Annotated in this window: 18 protein-coding genes and 1 pseudogene; 8 read left to right on the plus strand and 11 right to left on the minus strand. The window is 65.6% G+C overall.

What is annotated here, in order from left to right; genetic code table 11:
- The first annotated feature begins 1 nt into the window (after nucleotide 1).
- The 5 genes from urtB (at nucleotide 2) to G6R19_RS18365 (ending at nucleotide 4,120) form a co-directional block, all read left to right on the plus strand.
- On the plus strand, nucleotides 2-886 hold the full coding sequence (gene urtB, locus G6R19_RS18345) for an urea ABC transporter permease subunit UrtB (protein ID WP_163167625.1): 885 nt from the start codon (nucleotides 2-4) through the stop codon (nucleotides 884-886).
- Nucleotides 883-2,043: an urea ABC transporter permease subunit UrtC gene (urtC, locus tag G6R19_RS18350; RefSeq protein WP_163167628.1), complete on the plus strand. Its 1,161-nt coding sequence runs from the start codon at nucleotides 883-885 to the stop codon at nucleotides 2,041-2,043. Before urtB ends, urtC begins: the two co-directional genes overlap by 4 nt.
- Nucleotides 2,040-2,849, plus strand: a complete 810-nt coding sequence (urtD, locus tag G6R19_RS18355; protein WP_163167630.1) for an urea ABC transporter ATP-binding protein UrtD — start codon at nucleotides 2,040-2,042, stop codon at nucleotides 2,847-2,849. The genes urtC and urtD overlap by 4 nt, the downstream gene beginning before the upstream one ends.
- Nucleotides 2,842-3,534: an urea ABC transporter ATP-binding subunit UrtE gene (gene urtE, locus G6R19_RS18360; protein WP_163167632.1), complete on the plus strand. Its 693-nt coding sequence runs from the start codon at nucleotides 2,842-2,844 to the stop codon at nucleotides 3,532-3,534. Before urtD ends, urtE begins: the two co-directional genes overlap by 8 nt.
- A gap of 199 nt (nucleotides 3,535-3,733) precedes the next feature.
- Nucleotides 3,734-4,120, plus strand: a complete 387-nt coding sequence (locus tag G6R19_RS18365; protein ID WP_163167690.1) for a hypothetical protein — start codon at nucleotides 3,734-3,736, stop codon at nucleotides 4,118-4,120.
- Between the two features lie 57 nt (nucleotides 4,121-4,177).
- Here the strand turns inward: G6R19_RS18365 and G6R19_RS18370 are convergent, their stop codons facing one another.
- The 8 genes and pseudogenes from G6R19_RS18370 to G6R19_RS18405 form a co-directional block, all read right to left on the minus strand.
- A complete protein-coding gene (locus G6R19_RS18370) occupies nucleotides 4,178-5,587 on the minus strand; it encodes an aldehyde dehydrogenase family protein (protein WP_163167634.1) in 1,410 nt (469 codons plus the stop codon).
- Between the two features lie 183 nt (nucleotides 5,588-5,770).
- Nucleotides 5,771-5,938, minus strand: a pseudogene (locus G6R19_RS18375) (aldehyde dehydrogenase family protein); the annotation flags it as partial.
- 81 nt (nucleotides 5,939-6,019) lie between these two features.
- Nucleotides 6,020-6,835: an HpcH/HpaI aldolase/citrate lyase family protein gene (locus G6R19_RS18380; RefSeq protein WP_205484587.1), complete on the minus strand. Its 816-nt coding sequence runs from the start codon at nucleotides 6,833-6,835 to the stop codon at nucleotides 6,020-6,022.
- The gene (gene hpaH, locus G6R19_RS18385) at nucleotides 6,820-7,605 is read right to left on the minus strand and encodes a 2-oxo-hept-4-ene-1,7-dioate hydratase (RefSeq protein WP_163167636.1); all 786 of its coding nucleotides are present in this window, start codon (nucleotides 7,603-7,605) and stop codon (nucleotides 6,820-6,822) included. The genes G6R19_RS18380 and hpaH overlap by 16 nt, the downstream gene beginning before the upstream one ends.
- A gap of 2 nt (nucleotides 7,606-7,607) precedes the next feature.
- Nucleotides 7,608-8,687, minus strand: a complete 1,080-nt coding sequence (gene hpaD / locus G6R19_RS18390; RefSeq protein ID WP_163167638.1) for a 3,4-dihydroxyphenylacetate 2,3-dioxygenase — start codon at nucleotides 8,685-8,687, stop codon at nucleotides 7,608-7,610.
- A 68-nt stretch (nucleotides 8,688-8,755) separates the two neighbouring features.
- The gene (gene hpaE / locus G6R19_RS18395; protein ID WP_163167640.1) at nucleotides 8,756-10,294 is read right to left on the minus strand and encodes a 5-carboxymethyl-2-hydroxymuconate semialdehyde dehydrogenase; all 1,539 of its coding nucleotides are present in this window, start codon (nucleotides 10,292-10,294) and stop codon (nucleotides 8,756-8,758) included.
- A 14-nt stretch (nucleotides 10,295-10,308) separates the two neighbouring features.
- Complete coding sequence (locus G6R19_RS18400; protein WP_163167642.1) at nucleotides 10,309-10,983, minus strand: GntR family transcriptional regulator; 675 nt, start codon at nucleotides 10,981-10,983, stop codon at nucleotides 10,309-10,311.
- Nucleotides 10,976-12,436 carry a fumarylacetoacetate hydrolase family protein gene (locus tag G6R19_RS18405; RefSeq protein ID WP_163167644.1) on the minus strand — a complete coding sequence of 487 codons (1,461 nt, stop codon included), beginning with the start codon at nucleotides 12,434-12,436 and terminating at the stop codon, nucleotides 10,976-10,978. The genes G6R19_RS18400 and G6R19_RS18405 overlap by 8 nt, the downstream gene beginning before the upstream one ends.
- Nucleotides 12,437-12,658: 222 nt before the next feature.
- On the opposite strand from G6R19_RS18405, the gene G6R19_RS18410 reads away from it, so the two are divergent.
- Complete coding sequence (locus G6R19_RS18410; protein WP_163167646.1) at nucleotides 12,659-14,569, plus strand: FAD-binding monooxygenase; 1,911 nt, start codon at nucleotides 12,659-12,661, stop codon at nucleotides 14,567-14,569.
- Here G6R19_RS18410 and G6R19_RS18415 read toward each other — a convergent pair.
- Nucleotides 14,551-15,408 carry a prephenate dehydratase gene (locus G6R19_RS18415; protein ID WP_163167647.1) on the minus strand — a complete coding sequence of 286 codons (858 nt, stop codon included), beginning with the start codon at nucleotides 15,406-15,408 and terminating at the stop codon, nucleotides 14,551-14,553. The genes G6R19_RS18410 and G6R19_RS18415 overlap by 19 nt on opposite strands.
- Nucleotides 15,409-15,508: 100 nt before the next feature.
- Entirely contained in the window at nucleotides 15,509-17,404 is a 1,896-nt protein-coding gene (locus tag G6R19_RS18420; RefSeq protein WP_163167649.1) for an amylosucrase, read from the minus strand.
- Between the two features lie 257 nt (nucleotides 17,405-17,661).
- On the opposite strand from G6R19_RS18420, the gene G6R19_RS18425 reads away from it, so the two are divergent.
- Entirely contained in the window at nucleotides 17,662-19,137 is a 1,476-nt protein-coding gene (locus G6R19_RS18425; protein ID WP_163167651.1) for an APC family permease, read from the plus strand.
- On the opposite strand, the gene G6R19_RS18430 is transcribed toward G6R19_RS18425, so the two are convergent.
- On the minus strand, nucleotides 19,134-19,802 hold the full coding sequence (locus G6R19_RS18430) for an AmiS/UreI family transporter (protein ID WP_163167653.1): 669 nt from the start codon (nucleotides 19,800-19,802) through the stop codon (nucleotides 19,134-19,136). The two genes, G6R19_RS18425 and G6R19_RS18430, sit on opposite strands and share 4 nt — an antisense overlap.
- Nucleotides 19,803-20,002: 200 nt before the next feature.
- On the opposite strand from G6R19_RS18430, the gene gdhA reads away from it, so the two are divergent.
- Nucleotides 20,003-21,340, plus strand: coding sequence for an NADP-specific glutamate dehydrogenase (gene gdhA, locus G6R19_RS18435; RefSeq protein ID WP_163167656.1), 1,338 nt, complete (start codon nucleotides 20,003-20,005; stop codon nucleotides 21,338-21,340).
- Nucleotides 21,341-21,350 lie beyond the last annotated feature (10 nt).

Genomic DNA, 21,350 nt, shown 5'->3' on the forward strand with positions numbered 1-21,350 from the left:
GATGGAACTCCTGATAGGGCAAATGTTCGCCGGACTGAGCCTCGGGTCCGTGCTGCTCCTGGCAGCACTGGGACTGTCGTTGACCTTCGGCCAGATGGGGGTCATCAACATGGCCCACGGCGAGTTCATGATGGCCGGGGCTTACACGGCCTTCGTGGTCCAGCAGGTCATCTCCGATGCCGGCGTTTCACTGCTGGTTTCCGTTCCCGCGGGTTTCCTGGTGGGTGGTGTCCTGGGGCTGGTGCTCGAGGCGGTGCTGTTGCGCCGCATGTACCACCGGCCCCTGGACACGCTCCTGGTCACCTTTGGGGTGGCGCTCATTTTGCAGCAGGCCGCCCGGGACATTTTCGGTGCACCCAGTGTGGACGTGCGCGCACCAGGCTGGCTGCAGGGAAACATCGAGGTACTGGGCGCACCGATCCCGCTGACCCGGCTCTTTATCCTGGCGCTCTCGCTGTTGTGCCTGGCCGGACTGGTCCTCCTCCTCAGGGCCACCCCGCTGGGCCGTCGCATCCGGGCCGTCGTGTTGAACAGGGACCTCGCAGAAACCAGCGGCGTCTCAACCCGGCGCAGCGACCAGCTGACGTTCTTCATCGGTTCCGGCCTGGCTGGAGTAGCCGGTGTGGCCGTCACCCTCATAGGTTCCACCAGCCCCTACCTCGGGACCAACTACATTGTGGATGCCTTTCTGGTGGTAGTGGCCGGCGGCATCGGCCAGATCAAGGGGGCTGTCATCGCGGCGTTTGCACTGGGCGTGCTGCAGTCTGTCTTCGAGTACTCGACCACAGCAAGTGTTGGCAAGGTCCTCATCCTGATAGTGATCGTGGTGTTCCTTCAGCTTCGGCCGCAGGGCATCTTCAGCCTCAAGACAAGGAGCCTGGCATGAGGGGGCTGTTGCGCGGACGGTTGGGTACTGCGGCGGGATTCGCCCTTGGCACAGTCCTGCTCCTGGGAGTTGCGCCCGCGGTGCTTCCGGTCTTCAGCCTGGGCCTGCTGGGGAAGTTCCTCTGCTTCGCGATCGTGGCAGTCGGCATCGGCCTGGCCTGGGGACGCGGCGGCATGCTGACCCTGGGCCAGGGAGTGTTTTTCGGGCTTGGCGCCTACGTCATGGCCATGCACATGAAGCTGGCGGACGCCTCGCTGTTCGGCGGCTCCGGGGTGCCGGACTTTATGTCCCTTTACGGCAGCGGCGAGGTACCGGGCTGGTGGGAACCGTTTCGGAGCCCCGCCGTGACGCTGCTGGCGGTGGTGCTGATACCGGGGCTGGTGGCACTTGTCCTTGGCCTGGCGATCTTCAAACGCCGTGTTAAAGGGGCGTATTTCGCAATTCTTAGCCAAGCGCTGGCGGCTGCGTTCGCAGTGTTCCTGATCGGCCAGCAGGCCACCACCGGTGGTTCAAACGGGCTCAGCGGGTTCCGGTCATTTTTCGGTTTCGACCTGAAGGACCCGAACAACAAGGTGATGCTGTACCTGATCGCGGCGGTAGTCCTCCTGCTGTCCATAGCCCTTGCCCGGCAGCTGATGCACAGCCGGTTTGGGGAGCTGCTGGTTGCGGTCCGGGACCAGGAGGAACGGGTCCGCTTCCTGGGCTACGACCCGGCCACCATCAAAACTGTCACCTATGTGGTTGCCGCTGTCCTGGCAGGCATTGCAGGCGCGTTGTTCGTCCCGCTCGTCGGAATTATCTCTCCGGCGGATGTCGGTGTGATCCCTTCCATCGCCTTCCTCATCGGCGTGGCCATTGGCGGCCGTGCGACGCTCCTGGGGCCAGTCCTCGGCGCTGTGGGCGTTGCCGCCGCCCAATCCGCCCTGTCTTCCACCTTCCCCTCCTTCTGGGTGTACTTCCAGGGCCTGTTGTTTGTCCTGGTCATCGGTTTCATGCCGGGCGGGCTGGCCTCCTTGCCGGCGCTGTTGGGCAGGCGGCGCAGACTCCGAACAGCAGCATCAACGCCGGCGGTGCCGGCAACCCGCGTGCGAACGCCCCTGGCCGCACCGCCGGAACCAGAACAGAACGCCACCATGCCTGAGGAGGCCCGCAGATGACCATGCCCACCCTGCTCCCCGACGGTGAGCCGCGGGCCGGAGGGTTGCGCCACGGCCGGCCGAAATACCTTGAAGTCCGGGACCTGTCGGTCTCCTTTGACGGATTCCTTGCCGTGGACAACGTCAACCTCGATGTGATCCAGGGCGACCTGCGGTTCCTGATCGGCCCCAACGGCGCCGGGAAGACCACCGTTATCGATGCGATCACCGGACTGGTACCTGCCACGGGATCGGTGAACCACACCGGCACGGAAATCCTCGGACGCAAAGTGCATCAAGTCGCCCGGCTGGGCGTGGGGCGTACGTTCCAGACTGCCAGCGTTTTCGAGAATCTTTCCGTACTCCAAAACCTCGACATCGCTGCCGGTGCCGGCCGGGGGCCGCTTCGGTTGCTCCGGCGCCGCAAGACCGTGGACGCGGCGGTGGAAGAGGCGCTGGAGATCATCGGACTGGAGGGTGCCGCAGGCAAGAAGGCCGGGATCCTCGCCCACGGGCAAAAGCAATGGCTGGAGATCGGCATGCTCCTGGTCCAGAATTCGGATGTCCTCCTCCTGGACGAGCCAATCGCCGGGATGAGCCAGGACGAGCGCGCGGAAACCGGGGAGCTGCTGCGCCGGATCGCCGCCAGCCGCATCACCTTGGTGATTGAACACGACATGGACTTCGTCCGTGAGTTCGCTACGTCGGTCACTGTCCTGGCTGCGGGCAAGGTGCTCAGTGAGGGAAGCGTGGCGCAGGTGCAGGCGGACAAAAAAGTACAGGACGTTTACCTCGGGTCCTCGGAAGTGGAGGCTACCGATGCTTGAAATTGAAAAACTGCAGACGGGCTACGGCCGCACGCAGGTAATCTCCGGGGTGAGCTTGACCGTCCCGGACGGAGCCGTTGTCTCTGTCCTGGGGTACAACGGCGCCGGCAAGACAACGCTGCTGCGCGCCGTCGTCGGGCTTCTCAAACCCACGGCGGGGCGCATCAGCCTTGACGGGGAGGACATCTCAGCCCTCCGTCCGCACCGGCGGGTGGACCGCGGAATGGCGTATGTGCCGCAGGGCCAGCAGTCATTCGCACAGCTCTCCGTCCTGGAGAACCTGCAGCTGGTGGCGGACGGGCGCAGGAACGGCGCCGGGCGCGTGGCGGAAGCCCTGGATATGTTTCCGGCGCTCCGGCCATTGTTGGCACGGCGGGCCGGGCTGCTCTCCGGCGGGCAGCGGCAGCAGCTGGCCATCGCGCGGGCACTCATCACGGACCCGCGCCTGCTGATCCTCGATGAACCCACCGAAGGCATCCAGCCAAACGTCGTGGCCGAGATAGAAGCAACCATTATCAAGCTTTCCCAGCGCAACGGAATGAGCATCCTCCTAGTGGAGCAGCACATTGGTTTTGCCCTGCAGGCCGCGGACAGCTACTACGTCCTCTCGGCCGGAAGGGTCTCCTCCTCAGGGGCCGGCGGTGCCGGATCCGCGGCTGACGTCCGCAAGGCAATGCTCATCTGAGGCACCCGGAACCAACACCCATCCGGAAAATATGAGTACTCACTACTCGTGACGGTACAGCCCCCGGAAACTTGAATGGAACCACTGCTGGATCAGCAGCAGTGGTTCCAAGTTTCTGGGGGTTTTTGATGTTTGGTACTCATGGGCAGACGCCCGCCTTCTGTTGCCAATGCCACGGAGACAACCGGTGAGCCCGGGGATGGAAGCGGTCGCCTCATTCAGCGGCTCGATTCCCGGCCAGATCCTGTTGGCACTCGGACAAACCGTCGTGGTGGTGTGCGTCTGCTTCGACATGGTGCGCGCGCTGTCCGTGCCGCGGTCGCACCGGCGATTTGTGGCGAGCACCGTCTTCCGGACGCTGGCCGTACCGTCGATCATCGCCAACGGGGTGACCGTCCTGATTGCCCTGGTGCTGGCGTCCTGGATCGATGTGGTGATGGGCATGTTCGTGCTCATGGCCATCATCTTCCGGCTGCACCACGACAAGGATGAGGACAACTGGTGGAAGGGCAAGGGCAAGAAGCTGGCCCGCTGGGCCCGCCGCCAATTGTCCGGCCGGACCGCCGCCGCCCCGGCAATGGGGTAGGCCGCTGCCCAGGGCCTCGGGGCGCAGGCCCTTGGGGCAGCGACGGGGGGCTGGGGCTCAGCCGTTGATGACCTGGGGTATGCCGAGGGCCTTGAGGCCTTCGACGCCGAATTCGACGCCGTAGCCGGACTGCTTGGCGCCGCCGAAGGGGATGCGGGGGTCCACGGCGCCGTGCCTGTTGATCCAGACGGTGCCAGCCTGGATACGGGCTGCGACGCCGCGGGCGGCTTCCAGGTTGGGGGACCAGACCGAGGCGCCGAGGCCGACATCGAGCCCGTTGGCCTTCTCCACGGCTTCGTCGACGCTGCTGTAGCGGATGACCGGCAGGGCAGGCCCAAACTGCTCCTCGACGACGAGCGGGTTGTTGTTGTCGATGTCCGCCACCAAGGTAGTGGGATAGAAGAAACCGGGCTGGCTGGTGTCTGGGTTTCCGCCCAGCAAGATGCGGGCGCCGGAGTCCTTGGCCGCCTGGACGAGGGTGGCGACGACGTCGAACTGTGCCTTGTTCTGCAGGGGACCCAGGACGTTGTCCTCGTCGAGGCCGTTGCCCATCGGCATCTGCCGGGCGACGGCCACGAGTTCCTCGCAGACGGCGTCGTAGATGTCGTTATGGACGTAGAGGCGCTTCAGCGCCGCGCAGGTTTGGCCGGTGTTCAGGAATGCGCCCCAGAAGAGGTCTTCGGCGATGGCTTTGGGGTCGGCGTCGGGCAGGACGATGCCGGCGTCGTTCCCGCCCAGTTCCAGGGTGAGCCGCTTGACCGTGTCCGCGGAGGACTTGATGATGGCTCGGCCGCCGGCGGTGGAGCCGGTGAACATGATCTTGCCGATCGCGGGATGGTCCGTGAGCCGGGCACCGACCTCGCGGCCGCAGGAAACCACCTCCAGGATGCCCTCCGGCAGTTCCTCGTTGAGGACCTTGACCAGGGCCAGGACGGAGAGCGGGGTGTTGCCGGACGGCTTGACCACAACGGCGTTGCCCATCCGCAAGGCGGGGGCGAGCTGCCAGACTGCGATCATCATCGGCCAGTTCCACGGGCCAATCGCACCCACGACGCCGATGGGCCGGTAGTGCATCTCGGCCCGGGTATCGCCGTCGTCCACGATGGTTTCAGGCTCCAGCGGCAGGCCGGCCGTGGCCCGCAGCCAAGCGACGCAGGCGCCTACCTCGAAGCGGGCGTTGGGGCCGTTCAGGGGTTTGCCCTGCTCACGGGAGAGCAGCTGGGCGAGTTCCTCGGCGGAGCGTTCGACGGCGTCGGCTGCTTGCAGGAGCGCGGCGGATCGGGCGTCGTGGCCCAGGGCAGCCCAGGCAGGCTGGGCCGCGACGGCTGCGGCGACGGCAGACTCAAGGTAATCAAGGCCGTGGACGGGCGCCTCACCCACAGCCTCACCCGTTGCGGGGTCAAAAATGGTCCGGCCGGTGCCGGCAGCGGGGGCAATGGACGCGAGAAGTGCATCATAGGTTTCCAAGGGATACTCCACTTCGAGTAGCAAGGACGCCAGCCGGTCGGCGTAGCGGGTTGCTCCCAGTTTGGTTGACCGGGAGTGCCGGAGGCTTGTCTTTATGCGCAGGACAGTTGGCGCAGAGAGAACGCCAAGGCGTCAGGCAGGGCATGCTGTCCGGAACACCGGCCGGTTGCCGCCGAAGGGTGCGGCGGCGTCGGCTGCGTCCAACGCTGCAATCGCGTCCTCGCTTGTGGCGCAGGCGAGGGTGGCGAGCACCTCCCCGGTGGCGGGGTCGTGAACGTCGAACGTGCCGCCGTCGGACGCCTCCCGCCACTTACCATCGATCAGCAGGCCGGTCGGGACAGAGGCAAGCAGCGCGGCCTCACGCTCCGGTGAGACGGCAGGGGCAGCGCAGAGGTAACTGTCATTGAAGCAGCGTCCTTAGGAAGGGACGGATCAGTAGCTGGCAGGGGTGTCGCCGTCGGGCTTCGGGATGTACTGCTTCGCGAGGGCTTCGGAGCCTCTTGCGAGGAGGGCGACGTCTGCGCCGACAAGGATGAAGTTCGCCCCGTTGTCCAGGTAGTGGCGGGCGGTGTCAGGGTTGAAAGCGTTCACGCCGGCAGGTTTCCCGGCCGCTTTGGCTGCGCTGAGGCAGTGCTCGACGGCGGCGCGCACCTCGGGGTGTTCCTGCTGGCCCAATAGGCCCATCGAGGCTGCGAGGTCGGAGGGGCCGACGAAGATGGCATCGACGCCGTCGACCTTGAGGATGTCCTCGACTGACTCCACTGCTGCCGTAGATTCGATCTGCACGGTGACGCTGATGGTCTCGCTGGCTCGGGCGAGGTAGTCCGGCACCCGGTTCCACCGGGCTGCGCGGGCCAGCGCCGAGCCGACACCGCGGACACCGTGGGGCGGGTAGCGCGTGGCAGCGACTGCTTCTTCAGCTTCGGCAACCGAGTTGACCATGGGGATGAGCAGGTTCTGAACGCCCAGGTCCAGGTACTGCTTAATGACCACGGTGTCATTGGCCGGCGGCCGGACAAGGGTGTGGACCGGGTAGCCGTGGATCGCCTGGAGCTGGGCGAGGATGGATTCGAGCCCGTTGGGACTGTGTTCGGCGTCCACCAGGAGCCAGTCCAGACCCGATCCTGCGCAGAGTTCTGCGATGAGTGGGCTGCCGGAGCAGACCCACATGCCTGCCAGCGGCCGGCCTGCTTCACCCTTTTGCGCAGCCAGGGCGTCGCGGAAGGTGTCTTCTATTCGAAGCGGCATGTGACACTCCCCAAGGGTCCGTAGTCGGCGTGGACGGTATCGCCTTTGTAAACCCAGAGCGGGCGGGTGAAGGAGCCGGCGAGGATGATGTCGCCGGCCTTGAGTGAATCACCGTGGGCGGCGATTTTGTTGGCCAGCCAGTGCACGCCGTTGGCCGGGTGGTCCAGGACGCCGGCGGCCACACCTGTTTCTTCCACGGTCTGGTTCTTGTAGAGGATGGCTGAGACCCAGCGGAGATCCACGGAGTCCGGCTTCACCGGCCGGCCGCCGATCACCATTGCACCCATCGCTGCGTTGTCGGAGATGGTGTCCACGATGGTCCGGCCCTCCATCTCAATCCTGGAGTCCAGGATCTCGAGGGCCGGGACCACGTAGTCGGTGGCGTTCAGGACATCGAAGATGGTGACGCCGGGGCCCTTGAGACCGTCCTTCAGGACGAAGGCGAGTTCCACCTCCACCCGCGGATGCGTGTACTGGTCCCACTCCACCGAGCAGCCGGTTTCCAGCACCATGTCATCAAAGATGGCACCGTAGTCCGGTTCGGTGATGCCCGTGGCGGCCTGCATGGCCTTGGACGTGAGGCCGATCTTGCGCCCCACCAGGGTCCGGCCCGCTTCCTCGTTGCGGCGCCGCCACAACTGCTGCACGGCGTAGGAGTCCTCCACGGTCATGTGCGGGTAGCGGGCCGTCAGGCGGGGGACGGGTGTGCGGGTGCGGCCGGCTTCCAGCAGTTCGTCGGCGATGGCCTCGATCGTCTTGGCATCCAGCATGGCTACAGCTGCGCTCCGAGCTTGAACCCCTCAGCCCCGGCTGCTTCGCTGGGCCGGGTGTAGGAGAAGCCGTCGGCGCCGACGGTGACGGCCATTTCGGACTTTTCCTCCCGGACGATGACGGGCTGGGGGTTGCCGTCCAGGTCCAGGACCAGGGACGCTTCGGTGTACCAGGACGGGACCACGGGGTTGCCCCACCAGTCGCGGCGCTGGTTGTCGTGGACGTCCCAGGTGATGGTGGGGTTGTCGGGATCACCGGTGTAGTAGTCCTGGGTGTAGATCTCGATGCGGTGGCCGTCCGGGTCCAGGATGTAGAGGTAGAACGCGTTGGACACGCCGTGCCGGCCCGGACCGCGTTCAATCCGGTCGCTGATGCGCAAGGCGCCCATTTTGTCGCAGATCTGGATGATGTTGTGCTTCTCGTGGGTGGCAAACGCGACGTGGTGCATCCGGGGGCCGTTGCCGCCGGTCAGTGCGGTGTCGTGCACGGTCTGCTTGCGGTGCATCCACGCGGCGTAGGTGACGCCGTCGGAATCCTTAATGTCTTCGGAGACGCGGAAGCCCAGGTCCTCGAGGTAGGCGCGGCCGCGGGGGACGTCGGGGGTGACCTGGTTGAAGTGGTCTAGACGCACCAGTTCACCGGCGGAGTAAAGGTCGTAGCGCTGGGTGAGGCGCTCCACGTGCTGCACGTCGTAGAAGAACTCGTAGGGGAAGCCGAGCGGGTCCTCGACGCGGACGGAGTCGCCGATGCCCTTGGTGAAGCCGTCCTTGCGCCGCTCCACCCGGCAGCCCAGCTCGCGGTAGTAGGCCTCGGCGGCGTCCACTTCGGCGGGGGACTTCACCCGGTAGGCGAAGGCGGCGACGGCGGCGACGGGTCCCTTGCGCAGCACCAGGTTGTGGTGGATGAACTCCTCCAGGGAGCGCAGGTAGATCGCGTTCTCGTCTTCTTCGGTGACATGCAGGCCCAGGACGTCGACGTAGAACTCGCGGGACTTGGCGAGGTCGGTGACCACGATGTCCATGTAGGCGCAGCGGACGATGTCCGGGGCCGGGACAGTGGGGGTGGGAACGAAGTTGGTCATGATGGTCTCTCTTCTTTGAAAGGGTTTGGGAAAGTCCGACGGCGGCAGGGCGGGCTGGGTGCCGGAGTTTAGCCTTCGTTGGCGGCCGAGGTTTCGATGCTGCCGAACTTGGGGGTGTGGACGGTGCCGAGGGTGATGTGCACTGCCTGCTGGTCGGTATAGAAGTCGATGGAGCGGTAGCCGCCTTCGTGGCCCAGGCCGGAGGCTTTGACGCCGCCGAACGGGGTGCGGAGGTCCCGGACGTTGTGGCTGTTCAGCCACACCATCCCGGCCTCGACGTTCTGGGAGAAGTTGTGCGCCCGGGTCAGGTTCTGGGTCCAAATGTAGGCGGCGAGGCCGTATGTGGTGTTGTTGGCCAGGGCGAGGGCTTCGTCGTCGTTCTCGAACGGGGTGATCGCCACGACGGGGCCGAAGATTTCCTCCTGGAAGATCCGGGCGTCGGGGGCGACGTCGGCGAACACCGTGGGCGCGATGTAATTGCCTTCGGGCAGGTGGTCGGGGCGGCCGCCGCCGGCCAGCAGCCGGCCTTCGGACTTGCCGATCTCCACGTAGGAGGCGACTTTCTCGTAGTGCTCCGGGTGGACCAGCGCGCCCACCTGGGTCTTGGGATCATGCGGGTCACCGACCACGATGTTCTTGGCCCGGGCTGCGTACTTTTCGCAGAACTCGTCGTAGATGGCCCGTTCAACGAGGATGCGGGAGCCTGCGGTGCAGCGTTCGCCGTTGAGGGAGAAGACCCCGAACAGGGCCGAATCGATGGCTGCGTCCAGGTCGGCGTCGGCGAACACGACGCAGGGCGACTTGCCGCCGAGCTCCATGGACAGGCCCTTGAGGTTGGCGGCGGCGTTGCGGAAGATGGTCTGGCCGGTGGTGGTTTCGCCGGTGAAGGAGATCAGCGGCACGTCCGGGTGCTTGACGAGGGCGTCACCGGCTTCCTCGCCCAGGCCGTTGACCAGGTTGAAGACGCCGTCGGGCAGGCCCGCGTCCTTAAAGATGGTGGCCCACAATGACGCGGACAGCGGGGTGAACTCGGCGGGCTTGAGGACCACGGTGTTGCCCGTTGCCAGCGCCGGGGCGAGCTTCCAGGACTCGAGCATAAACGGTGTGTTCCACGGCGTGATCAGTCCCGCGACTCCGATCGGCTTGCGGTTCACGTAGTTGATCTGCGAGCCGGGGACCTTCATGGCGTCGTCGAACTGGGCCACGATCAGGTCTGCGAAGAACCGGAAGTTCTCGGCGGCACGCAGTGCCTGGCCCTTGGCCTGGGTGATGGGCAGGCCGGTGTCGAAGGTTTCCAGCTCGGCGAGCCGGGCTTCCTGGGCCTCGACGGCGTCGGCGATTTTGTTCAGGACGCGGGCGCGTTCGCGGGGTTTCATCTTCGGCCAGGGGCCGTTGGTGAAGGCTTCGCGGGCGGCAGCCACGGCGAGGTCGATGTCTTCCTTCTGGCCCGCCGCGGCGGTGGCGTAGTTCCCGTTGGACACCGGGTCCAGGACGTCGAAGGTTTTACCGCCAACGGAGTCGACGAACTGGCCGTTGATGTAGTGCTGGATGTGGGTGGGAAGGTCCTGCGGCACGTAGTGCTTGGCGGTTTCTGCAGAGGTCGTCATCGTTGAAGTCCTTACTAGTGCTTGGCTTGGGCGAGGTAGGCGTCCAGGGTGGCGGAACGGTGCAGGCGGGCTGCCTTTTCGATCGAGTCAGCATCGGCGCCGGTTTCGATCAGCTTCAGGAGTGCCTCGTGCTCGTCCACGGAGTCGTGGGCGCGGCCTGGGACGAAGCGGAAGGTGGAGGACCGCAGCGCTGCCAGCCGGTTCCAGCCGCGGTGCACGAGGTCCAGGATGTGGGGGTTGGGGCAGTGCTCGAACAGGACGCTGTGGAAGTCCTGGTTCAGCCGGGTGAAGCGGACGGGGTCAAAGTGGTCCAGGCACTCGCGCATCTCCTCGTTCACGGCGCGCGCCCGGGCAATCGCCACGGAATCAATCAAGGGAGCGGACAACGCTGTGGCGGCGCCTTCCACGATGCTCAATGTCTGCATGGTGTAGAGGTATTCGGTGGGATCGATCCCGGCCACGGTGGCGCCGACGTTGCGTTCGAACGTGACCAGGCCTTCGGCCTCCAGCCGGCGGATGGCTTCCCGGACCGGGACCACGCTGAATCCCAGGTCCTTGGCGATGCTGCCCAGGACCAGGCGGTACCCGGGAGTGTAGGTCCCCTCGATGATCCGCGCCTTGACGGCCTGGTACGCCTGTTCGGACTTGCTGCCGGGGGCAGCGGCAAGCTCAGCCACTGCTTCAGTCATGAGGGTTGCCTGCCTTCCATTCCGCGTACTTGGCCTGCCAGCCGGCGTTCATCGGGTAGAGGCCGTCCACGCTGTTGCCCTGCCTGACCATTTCGAAGATGAAGGTTTCTTCCTGCTCCTGGGTGATGCAGTCGTCCACGAGTTCTTCGGCGATGGCCGGCGGGATGACCAGGATGCCGTCGGAGTCGGCCACGATGATGTCGCCGGGCTGGACGGTGGCGCCGCCGCAGGCGATGGTAATGTCCGTGTCCCAGGGAATGTGGCGGCGGCCCAGCACGGCGGGGTGCGGGTTGGCGAAGTAGGTGGGCATGTCCAAACCCGCCACGGCTGTGAAGTCGCGGACGCCGCCGTCGGTGATGATGGCCGCGGCGCCGCGGACCTGGGCGCGCAGGGCCAGGATGTCACCCACGGTGCCGGTGCCCTTTTCGCCGCGGGCTTCCATGACGAGGATTTCGCCCTCGTTGATCGAGTCGATGGCCTGCTTTTGGGCGTTGAATCCGCCGCCGTGAGTCTTGAAGAGGTCCTCGCGGTTGGGAACATACCGCAGGGTCCGGGCCAGGCCGACGACGCGGCGGTCCGGGCGGGTGGACTGCAAACCGTCGATGCTGACGTTATTAAGGCCGCGCTTGCGCAGCTGGGAGGACAGGGTGGCTGTGGCCACGCTCTCCAGCTTTGCTTTCAGCTCGGGGGAGAGGGAAGGCGCGACGGCGGGCAGCCCGGCGGCCGAACGCGAACCATACGCCTCCTCCCGCTGCAGGTCATCAACCTTGGGCCCGGCACCAAAGTCCGCGAACGGCGTCGTGCCTTCCTCCACCCGGGTGACCAGGCGGCCCGTGGTGAGGCCGCCGGCGGAAACCTCCACCTCGAGCACGTCCCCGGGTTTGGCCACGGACGCGCCGGCAGGGGTGCCGGTGAGGATGATGTCCCCCTCCTCAAGCGTCAGGAGCTGGGACAGATCAGCCACCAGCCGGGCGAACGGGAAGAGCAGGTCCTCCGTGGTGTCATCCTGGACCAGTTCGCCGTTGTGCCAGGTACGGATGCGCAGGCCGGCGGGGTCGACGGCGTCTGCCGGGATCAGTGCCGGGCCCACTGGAGTGAACCCGTCGCCGCCCTTGGACCGGAGGTTGGAGCCCTTGTCCGCGTAGCGCAGGTCGTACACACCGAGGTCATTGCTGGCGGTCACGGCGGCAACATGGCTCCACGCGTCCTCCATGCTTACCCGGCGGGCGGCCTTGCCGATGATCAGGGCGATCTCGCCTTCGTAGCCAAGAAGTTCACAGCCCGCAGGGCGTTCCACCGCGTTTCCAGTCAGGGAGAGCGACGACGACGGCTTCAGGAAGTAGGACGGCTGGGCCGGTGTGCGCCCCCGCTGTGCAGCGCGGCTGGGGTAGTTGATGTGCACCGCGATCACCTTTCGCGCCGCTGAGAGGATGTCCTCGTTGACCTGCTCCAAAGCAACTCCTTGTGAAGTACGAAATCGTATACGATCACTTTCACGCTCGGACCTAACGTTTGTCAACCCCTTGGTCTTTGCCAATTCTGTCGCTCTTGTCGCCCGCGTCACACCTGGCGTACAGTGTTGCTCCACAGCATGGTTTTCTCATATGGAAACCCAAATTCCATTATCGAACACATATCCTTTGGCTCCCAGCCACACAACGAAGTGAGGAATCCCGTGCAGTTTCACCACCACGGTTACGTATCCGGAGACCCGCGGGTAAAGCCGGCAGCCGGCGTCGGCCTCAACCGGCCCGATGAACTCCCGGACGAGGTTGACGTCCTGATTGTCGGCACCGGTCCGGCGGGTATGCTCGCCGCAGCACAGCTTTCGATGTTCCCGAATATCACCATACGGATCATCGAGCGCCGCCCCGGCCGGCTTGCCATTGGACAGGCCGACGGCATCCAGGCGCGCAGCGTCGAAACCTTCCAGGCCTTCGGATTCGCTGAGCGCATCATTGCCGAGGCCTACCGCATCACCGAGATGGCGTTCTGGAAGCCGGATCCCTCGGACCGCAGCCGAATCATTCGGACTGCCCGCACTCCTGATGACCCCACGGGCATCAGCGAGTTCCCCCACCTGATCGTCAACCAGGCCCGCGTCCTGGATTACTTCGCCGAATACGCCGCCAACTCACCCACCCGGCTGAAGCCAGACTTCGGGTATGAGTTCCAGTCGCTCAGCGTCCAGGACGGTGGGGAATACCCTGTCACCGTGACGCTCCTGCACACCTCCGGTCCCAATGAGGGGCAGGAACGCGTGGTGCGCGCCAAATACGTGGTAGGTGCCGACGGCGCCCGGAGCAAGGTGCGCACAGCGATTGGCTGCACCCTCGCCGGAGACCAGGCCAACCATGCCTGGGGCGTGATGGATACCCTCGCCGTCACCGACTTCCCCGATATCCGCACCAAGTGCGCCATCCAGGGCGAAAAGGGCAGCATCCTGCTGATCCCGCGGGAAGGCGGACACCTGTTCCGTATGTACGTGGACCTGGGCGAGGTGGACCCGGCAACCCACCACGCCGTGCGGAACACCAGCATTGAGCAAATCATTGAAAAGGCCAACGAGATCCTCCACCCCTTCACTCTCGACGTGCGCAATGTAGCGTGGCACAGTGTCTATGAGGTGGGCCACCGCCTCACGGACAGGTTCGACGACGTCCTGCCGGAGGACCGCGGCACGCGCACCCCGCGGGTGTTCATCACCGGCGACGCCTGCCACACGCACAGCGCCAAAGCCGGCCAGGGCATGAACGTTTCGATGCAGGACGGCTTCAACATCGCCTGGAAGCTGGGGCACGTGCTCGAGGGGCGCAGCCCGGAGAGCCTACTGGCGACGTACTCAGCCGAGCGCCAGGTGGTGGCAAAGAACCTCATCGACTTCGACAAGGAATGGTCCGCCATGATGGCCAAGAAGCCCGAGGAGTTCGAAAACCCCTCGGACCTTGAGGACTTCTACGTGCGCACCGCAGAGTTCCCGGCCGGATTTATGACCGAGTATGCGCCGTCCATGCTGGTGGCCCCTGCCAAGCACCAGGCGCTGGCCACGGGCTTCCCGGTGGGCAAACGCTTCAAGTCCGCGCCCGTGGTGCGGGTTGGCGACACGAACCCTATGCACCTCGGCCACCACGCCACAGCCGACGGGCGGTGGCGCATCTACGTCTTTGCAGACGCGGCGCCCGCAGGAGCCCGCTCAGGGGTGGCGAACTTCACCGAGTGGATCGCGAGCTCGCCGGACTCGCCACTGGCCGCGACGCCGTCGGACGCTGATCCGGACGCCTGGTTCGACCTGAAGGTCATTTACCAGCAACCGCACACCGGTGTGGACATAGGACAGGTTCCCGCCGTTTTCAAACCGCACGTGGGCCCGTTCAAGCTGACCGACTACGAAAAGGTGTACGCTACCGATCCCGGCGCCGACATCTTCGAACTTCGCGGCCTGGACCGCGGCGGCGTGGTGGTGGTGGTCCGCCCGGACCAGTACGTGGCGAATGTCCTGCCGCTCACGGCGACGGCCGAGCTGGGGGAGTTCTTCTCCGCCCTGCTGAAGCCGCACCAGGCCTCGGGTCAACCTCTGACGGTCTGAGCTGTCCTGTACTCCGCGGCGTCATAGACGCCGAGGATCCGCACCTCGGTGGTGAAGAAGTCCAGTTCCTCGAGGGCCAGCTTCAGCGGCAGGTCCTCGGGGTGGCCTTCGACGTCGGCCATAAACATGGTGGCCGCGAACTCGTTGCCCACCATGTAGCTTTCCAGGCGCGTCATGTTCACGCCGTTCGTCGCGAACCCGCCCAGCGCCTTGTACAGGGCGGACGGGACGTTGCGGACACGGAACACAAAGCTGGTGACCGCCGGTCCGGGCAGTTCGTCCCGGGCCGGCAGCACGGTTTCACGGGCCAGGACCACGAAGCGGGTGGTGTTGGAAGGATCGTCCTCCACCCGTGATGCCAGCACTTCGAGGCCGTAAATCTGCGCGGCCAGCGGGGGAGCGAGGGAGAGTTTCCGGGGATCGTTCCATTCGCTCACTTCGCGGGCCGACCCCGCCGTGTCGCCGGCGATCACGGGCTTGAGGCCGTGCTCGCGGATCAGCTTCCGGCACTGGCCGAGGGCGTGGATATGGCTGTGGACCTCGGTAGCGTCCTCGATGGTGCTGCCCGGGATGCCCAGAAGGTCAAAGTGGATCGGCAGGAAAAACTCGCCCACAATCTGCAGGTTGGACTGCGGCAGCAGGATGTGGATGTCCGCCACCCGGCCCGCAATCGAGTTCTCGATGGGAATCATGGCCAGGTCCGCCTCGCCGCTGGACACGAGTTCAAACGCATCCTCAAAGCTCGCGCAGGGCACGCTTTCCATGTCCGGGAACATCTGCTGGCACGCAATATTGGAGTTGGCGCCGGGTTCACCCTGGTACGCAATCTTGGAGGCCATGGTCCGTATGGTTTCACGCCCCGCCCCCGCCCGCCCAACTGGGTAGCGCTAAGTGTCGCTTTGGGCGGTCATAACGACACTTGGCGCTACTTAGTTGGGATTACGCAGGGGTGACGCGCAGCCAGAGATACTGGCGGGGCAGGAGCGTGACTCCCTCGTCCAGTTGCAGGCCGGCTTCGGAGAGAAGGTCGACGGCGGCGCTTGAGTATCCGGAGAAGGTTTCGGCAGGCAAAGACTGGGGCTTGTCGCTGAAGTTGGCCAGTGCCAGGATCCAGGATTGCCACCCCGGGCGCTGGTAGGCCAGGACGCTGCGGTTGTTGGTGGCGAAGTCGATGAGCCGGGTGCCGGCAAATTCAGGCGTGGCCGCCCGGACCTCGACCATCCGCTTTAGGCCGGCAAAGACCGCGCCTTCGGGGGTGGAAGGATCCTGGCGGTGGGCGTACTGCTCCGCCGGGTAATGCGGCCGGTGGACCCAGCGGCTGTCCGCTTCGTGCCCCGGCTCGGAGGCGTAGCCGTAGTCGTTCACCTGGCCCACCTCGTCGCCGAGGTACAGCAGCGGAATGCCGCCGGTGCTGAAGGCAACCGAGTGGGCCAAGAGGATCCGCTCCACCGCCTCAGCGGGGTCGACTTCCATACCGCACAGGGACGCCGTCGTGCCCGAAATCCTGCAGTCCCCGGTCTTGGGGTTGTCCTGGAAGGGCACGCCGCGGGCGAAGCTGCCCGGGAAGCGGTTGACATAGAAGGAGTTCAGGAACCGCCGGTGGTCGAAGCCGTTGATGCCCAGTTCCGGGGCGTCCTCGTCCGCGAAGGTCCAGCCAATGTCGTCGTGGCTGCGGACATAGTTCACCCACGAGGTGCCGTCCGGGATGTTGTGCCGGCGCTCCAGGGCCTGGGCCAGGAGCGAGGCGTCACGGGTGGCCAGGGATTCCCAGATCAGGGCCATCTGCAGCGGGTTGTAGGAGATCTGGCATTCGGCGGGGTCGATGTAGAGGGCTACCTCGTCCGGGTGCACGATGGCCTCGGACTTGAACAGCAGCGACGGCGCCGCGAGCCTGCAGACGGCGTTGAAGGCCTGCAGCAGGGTGTGGGCTTCGGGGAGGTTTTCGCAGGGGGTGCCCAGCTGTTTCCAGATGAAGGCCACCGCGTCCATGCGCAGGATGTCTACGCCCTGGTTGGCCAGGAACAGCATTTCGCTGGCCATGGCCCGGAACACGTCGGGGTTGGAGTAGTTGAGGTCCCACTGGTAGGTGTGGAACGTGGCCCACACCCAGCGGCCGTCCTCCATCCGGATAAAAGAACCGGGGTGGTTCTCGGGGAAGATTTCCCGCACGTTCTGTTCGAAGGCGTCCGGCATGGTGCGGTCCGGGAAGATCCAGTAGTAGTCGCTGAATTCGGGATCACCGGCGGCAGCGCGCCTGGCCCACTCATGCTCGTCCGAGGTGTGGTTGAAGATGAAGTCCACCACCAGGCTGATCCCGTTGACCTTGAGCTCCGCGGCCAGATCCCTGAGCTGCTCCATGGTGCCGAGTTTCGGGTTGACCTGGCGGTAGCTGGAGACTGCGTAGCCGCCGTCGGAGTGCGGCTCGGGTGCCAGGAACAGCGGCATCAGGTGCAGGTAGGTGAGGCCGAGTTCCTTGAAGTACGGGATGCGGCTCCGGACTCCCTCCAGGCTTTCGGCATACCTGTCAACATAGCAAACGCCGCCCAGCATGGTGTTGGCCAGGAACCAGCCGGGGTTCGCCTCCCGCTCGGCGTCGATCGCCTTCAACCCACGCGGGCGTTCCTGCCACGAGCGCGCACACTGCAGGACCAGTGCGGTGAGCTGGTCCAGCCAGTCCCCCCGGGAACCGTACAACGAATGGAAGAGCCGGAGGAGGTCCGGGAAGTGCCGGTCGAACCGTCCCTCGAAGTCAGTTCCGGCGCTGACGTCCGCGCGGGCCAAGGCCTCCACGACATGCTGCCGCGCTGCCTCGTCCACACTGGCGAGTTCCTGCATCAAAGGGGCCCCTTCCGGCCGGCGGGTCCGGCAATCTCTGGTCTAGGGCAGTATGCCACGGGCAGGTGACGCGGTGGCCTCACGAAGGGTCATTGCGGACACGGGCACTCCGGAAGCCCGTGTTGCGCTCAGCTACAACAACTGATCGCTGCACGACAATCCCGCCGCTCCCGCCAGTGCCATGCTGAATCCAATGGTGCAGGAAGTGATGAAGCCGCACCCTTTCCGCAGCGCTCATGACCGTTAAGAAGGATCCAATGAGTATTTCGAATTCCGAGTCCCGGACTGATGATGCAAAGCCCGCCAGGGAGCATTCCACTGCCCTCCGCTCCGGCAGCATCGGCGTCATGGGCATCCTGTTCTTTGTGCTGTCGGCGCAGGCGCCTCTTACGGGAATCGCCGGTGCTTCCCCCTTGGCTGCCGCGCTTGGCAACGGTGCCGGCGCCCCGGGCGCCTACTTGATTGTCGGCATCGTGATTGTCATATTCGCCGTCGGCTTTGTGGCCATGAGCCGCCGGATCCGGGCTAACGGCGCGTTTTACGCGTACGTAACGGCGGCCTTCGGCAGGAAGGCCGGCGCCGGCGCGGCCTGGCTGGCACTGCTGGCATACAGCACAGCGCAGGCGGCGATGTACGGCCTCTATGGTGCGGCATTTTCCGGGCTGCTGGCTTCCGTTGGCGCAAGCGTTCCTTGGTGGTTGCTGGCCCTGGCCACGATGGCGGGAGTGCAGGTACTCGGCTCGCTGAACATCGAACTCGGCGCAAGGGTCCTGGCCCTCCTGGTGGGACTCGAAGTGGCCGTCCTGCTGATGTTCGGCTTCACCGTGCTGTTCAGCGGCGGCGGGCCCGAGGGCATCAGCCTGGGTGGGTCCTTCTCACCCGAAGCCATTGCGGCCGGCGCCCCCGGCGTGGCCATCATGTTTGCTGTGGCCTCCATGTTCGGCTTCGAATCCACCGCCATCTATTCGGCAGAAGCCAAGGACGCCCACCGCACGGTTGCACGGGCCACCTACCTGTCCGTGGCCGTGATCGCCGTCTTTTTCTCCTTCATCTCCTGGATGCTGGTGAGCTACTACGGCCCCAGCCAGGTCATGGACGCCGCCGGCGCGGCCCTCGAATCAGGCGACTCCACCAGCTTCGTACTGGCTCCCATGGTGGAACTGTTCGGCCCGTGGGCCGGTACCGCCACGGGCATCCTGCTGGTGACGTCCCTGCTCGCAGGCATCATCGCCTTCCACAACGGCATCAACCGGTACCTGCACTCCCTGGCACTCCAAGGCTCCATGCCCGCCGTCCTGGCCAGGACCAACCGCCACCGCGCCCCCGCCGCAGCGGCCCGCATCCAGACGGCCACCGCCGTCGTGCTGGTAGTTCCGTTCGCGCTGCTCGCGCTGGATCCCGTCCTGACACTGTTTTCCTGGTTCAGCGGACTCGCGGTGGCTGCACTCCTGGTGCTGTATATCCTCTGCTCGGTGGCCGTGGTGGGATTCTTCCGGCGCGAACGCGTGGAAGGCCAGCTCTGGCAGACCCGCGTGGCGCCGGCCCTCGCCACACTGCTGCTGGCGTGGGTACTGTCCCTGGTGGTCAGCAACTTCACCGCACTGATCGGCGGCAGCGCTGAAACGGCGGCGGCCCTGCTGCTGGCTGTCCCGGTGATGTTCGCCGCCGGTGCCCTGGTGGAATCACGGATTGAACGGCGTATGCGGCTCAGCAGTGTGGGGAACGCCGGCTAACGCGCAGCTTCCCCTCCGGCAGCGGAAAGTGTTTTACTGACGGCCCCGTCCGGTGCAACTGCACCGGACCGGGCCTTTCTGCGCGTGGGGGTCCGGCGCGCCAGGACGCCGGCGGCGGCGAACAGTCCGGCAAGCAAGGCGGCTGCAGCGGCAGCAACGATCGGGCCGCGCGGCCAAAGCCCGGCGAGCCCCAGAAAGGCCGGGACGGTGGCGCTCACCTGACTGGTGAGGACCAGCGCCCAGCCCGTGAACCGGTCCACCCTGGACAGGCCCAGGGCCATCGAGGCAAAAAACAAACCCCACAGCAGGGACCAGCCCAGCCAGAGAACGGCCAGCAGGGGATCCTCGGCAAGCCGGGCCACCGCGAGGAGCAGCCCAACGCTGGCAACCATGCCGCAAAACCAGCCCAGCCCCTTTGAGCCAAGGTCCAGCAGAAAGTCCAGGCCCACATAGAGATATGTCAGGCCGAACAGGAACATGCCGGCAGCTGTCAGCGCTCCGCCCGCAGATGGGCCCGGGGACAGGACGACGACGCCGAGCACCAGCTGGACGAACCCCACCGCCAGGCTCAGCACAGCTGCGTCGCGGCGGGGCACGTGCCCGAGGGCGGCCAGGCCGTTGATCAGCAGCGCAGCGCCGGACAGGAGGAGGCAGATATACGGCATCAGGACGCCCCGCTGACTGACGAGCCGCCCGGTGAGTATTTCGTAAAGTGGAATATTACTGTCACAATACGGAGATTAGCGGAAGCTGGGATGCCCGCCTAACAGTCCGCAGTCGTAATCGGATAACTTGAAATGTAAACCTTCGGGACGGCGCCGCCCTGCGTCCGCCATCCCTCGTTCGGCCACGTAAGGAAAAGTTCATGCATGCTCGGCTGGAGGCCATCAGGGATACAGTCCTGGCCAGAAACCCCGGTGAAGCGGAATTCCATCAAGCCATCACGGAGGTTCTCGAAAGCCTCGGCCCGGTCCACGACCGCCACCCGGAGTTCCTCGAAGCGGCCATCCTGGAGCGGCTCTGCGAACCTGAGCGCCAAATCATTTTCCGCGTCCCCTGGACGGACGATCAAGGCCGGGTGCGGATCAACCGCGGTTTCCGGGTGGAGTTCAACTCCGCGCTGGGTCCGTACAAGGGCGGATTGAGGTTCCACCCCTCGGTGAACCTTGGCATCGTGAAATTCCTCGGCTTTGAACAGATCTTCAAAAACGCCCTGACCGGCATGCCCATCGGCGGCGGCAAGGGCGGCTCCGACTTCGATCCGCGCGGCCGCAGCGACGCCGAGGTCATGCGGTTCTGCCAGTCCTTTATGACCGAGCTCTACCGCCACATCGGCGAGTACACCGACGTCCCGGCCGGCGACATCGGCGTGGGCGGGCGTGAAATCGGCTACCTCTTCGGCCAGTACAAGCGCATCACCAACCGCTACGAATCCGGCGTCCTCACCGGCAAAGGCATCTCCTGGGGCGGGTCCCTGGTCCGGCCGGAAGCCACCGGGTTCGGGACCGTCATCTTCACCAACGAAATGCTCAAGACCCGGGGACTCTCCTTCGACGGGCAGCGCGTGGTGGTCTCCGGTTCCGGGAACGTGGCCATCAACGCCATCGCAAAAGCCCAGGCGCTGGGCGCCACGGTGGTTGCCTGCTCGGACTCCAGCGGCTACATCGTCGACGAGGCCGGGATCGACGTTCCGCTGCTGCGCCAGATCAAGGAAGTGGAGCGCGCCCGGCTCAAGGAGTACAGCGTCCGCAAGCCAGGCGCCACCTACGTTGACGGCGGCTCCGTGTGGGATGCCGGCGCCACCGTTGCGCTGCCGTGCGCAACGCAGAACGAGCTCGACGGCGATGCTGCCGCGGCCCTGGTGCGCGGCGGCCTGCTCGCCGTGGGTGAAGGCGCCAACATGCCCAGCACACCCGGCGCCGTCTCGGTCTTCCAGCAGGCAGGCGTCCTGTTTGCGCCGGGCAAGGCAGCCAATGCCGGCGGCGTTGCCACCTCCGCCCTGGAGATGCAGCAGAACGCAAGCCGCGATTCCTGGTCCTTCGAGCACACCGAGCAGCGCCTGACGGACATCATGGTGGGCATCCATGACGTGTGTGCCGCCACGGCCGAGGAATACGGGGCCCCCGGGGACTACGTCCTCGGTGCCAACATCGGCGGATTCGTGAAGGTGGCCGACGCCATGCTCGCGCAGGGGCTGATCTAGGCTCCCAAGC

It is taken from the genome of Arthrobacter sp. Alg241-R88 (assembly GCF_900537115.1).
In the GTDB taxonomy this organism is placed as follows: Bacteria; Actinomycetota; Actinomycetes; order Actinomycetales; family Micrococcaceae; genus Arthrobacter.

Excerpts from the sequence above, each read along its gene's own strand:
- urtB (WP_163167625.1), top strand. The coding sequence starts at position 2 with ATGGAACTCCTGATAGGGCAAATGTTCGCCGGACTGAGCCTCGGGTCC.
- G6R19_RS18380 (WP_205484587.1), bottom strand. The coding sequence starts at position 6,835 with ATGCCGCTTCGAATAGAAGACACCTTCCGCGACGCCCTGGCTGCGCAA.
- G6R19_RS18430 (WP_163167653.1), bottom strand. The coding sequence starts at position 19,802 with ATGCCGTATATCTGCCTCCTCCTGTCCGGCGCTGCGCTGCTGATCAAC.
- hpaE (WP_163167640.1), bottom strand. The coding sequence starts at position 10,294 with ATGACGACCTCTGCAGAAACCGCCAAGCACTACGTGCCGCAGGACCTT.
- urtC (WP_163167628.1), top strand. The coding sequence starts at position 883 with ATGAGGGGGCTGTTGCGCGGACGGTTGGGTACTGCGGCGGGATTCGCC.
- hpaD (WP_163167638.1), bottom strand. The coding sequence starts at position 8,687 with ATGACCAACTTCGTTCCCACCCCCACTGTCCCGGCCCCGGACATCGTC.
- hpaH (WP_163167636.1), bottom strand. The coding sequence starts at position 7,605 with ATGCTGGATGCCAAGACGATCGAGGCCATCGCCGACGAACTGCTGGAA.
- gdhA (WP_163167656.1), top strand. The coding sequence starts at position 20,003 with ATGCATGCTCGGCTGGAGGCCATCAGGGATACAGTCCTGGCCAGAAAC.
- G6R19_RS18400 (WP_163167642.1), bottom strand. The coding sequence starts at position 10,983 with ATGACTGAAGCAGTGGCTGAGCTTGCCGCTGCCCCCGGCAGCAAGTCC.
- G6R19_RS18425 (WP_163167651.1), top strand. The coding sequence starts at position 17,662 with ATGAGTATTTCGAATTCCGAGTCCCGGACTGATGATGCAAAGCCCGCC.
- urtE (WP_163167632.1), top strand. The coding sequence starts at position 2,842 with ATGCTTGAAATTGAAAAACTGCAGACGGGCTACGGCCGCACGCAGGTA.
- G6R19_RS18415 (WP_163167647.1), bottom strand. The coding sequence starts at position 15,408 with ATGGCCTCCAAGATTGCGTACCAGGGTGAACCCGGCGCCAACTCCAAT.
- G6R19_RS18420 (WP_163167649.1), bottom strand. The coding sequence starts at position 17,404 with ATGCAGGAACTCGCCAGTGTGGACGAGGCAGCGCGGCAGCATGTCGTG.
- G6R19_RS18365 (WP_163167690.1), top strand. The coding sequence starts at position 3,734 with ATGGAAGCGGTCGCCTCATTCAGCGGCTCGATTCCCGGCCAGATCCTG.
- urtD (WP_163167630.1), top strand. The coding sequence starts at position 2,040 with ATGACCATGCCCACCCTGCTCCCCGACGGTGAGCCGCGGGCCGGAGGG.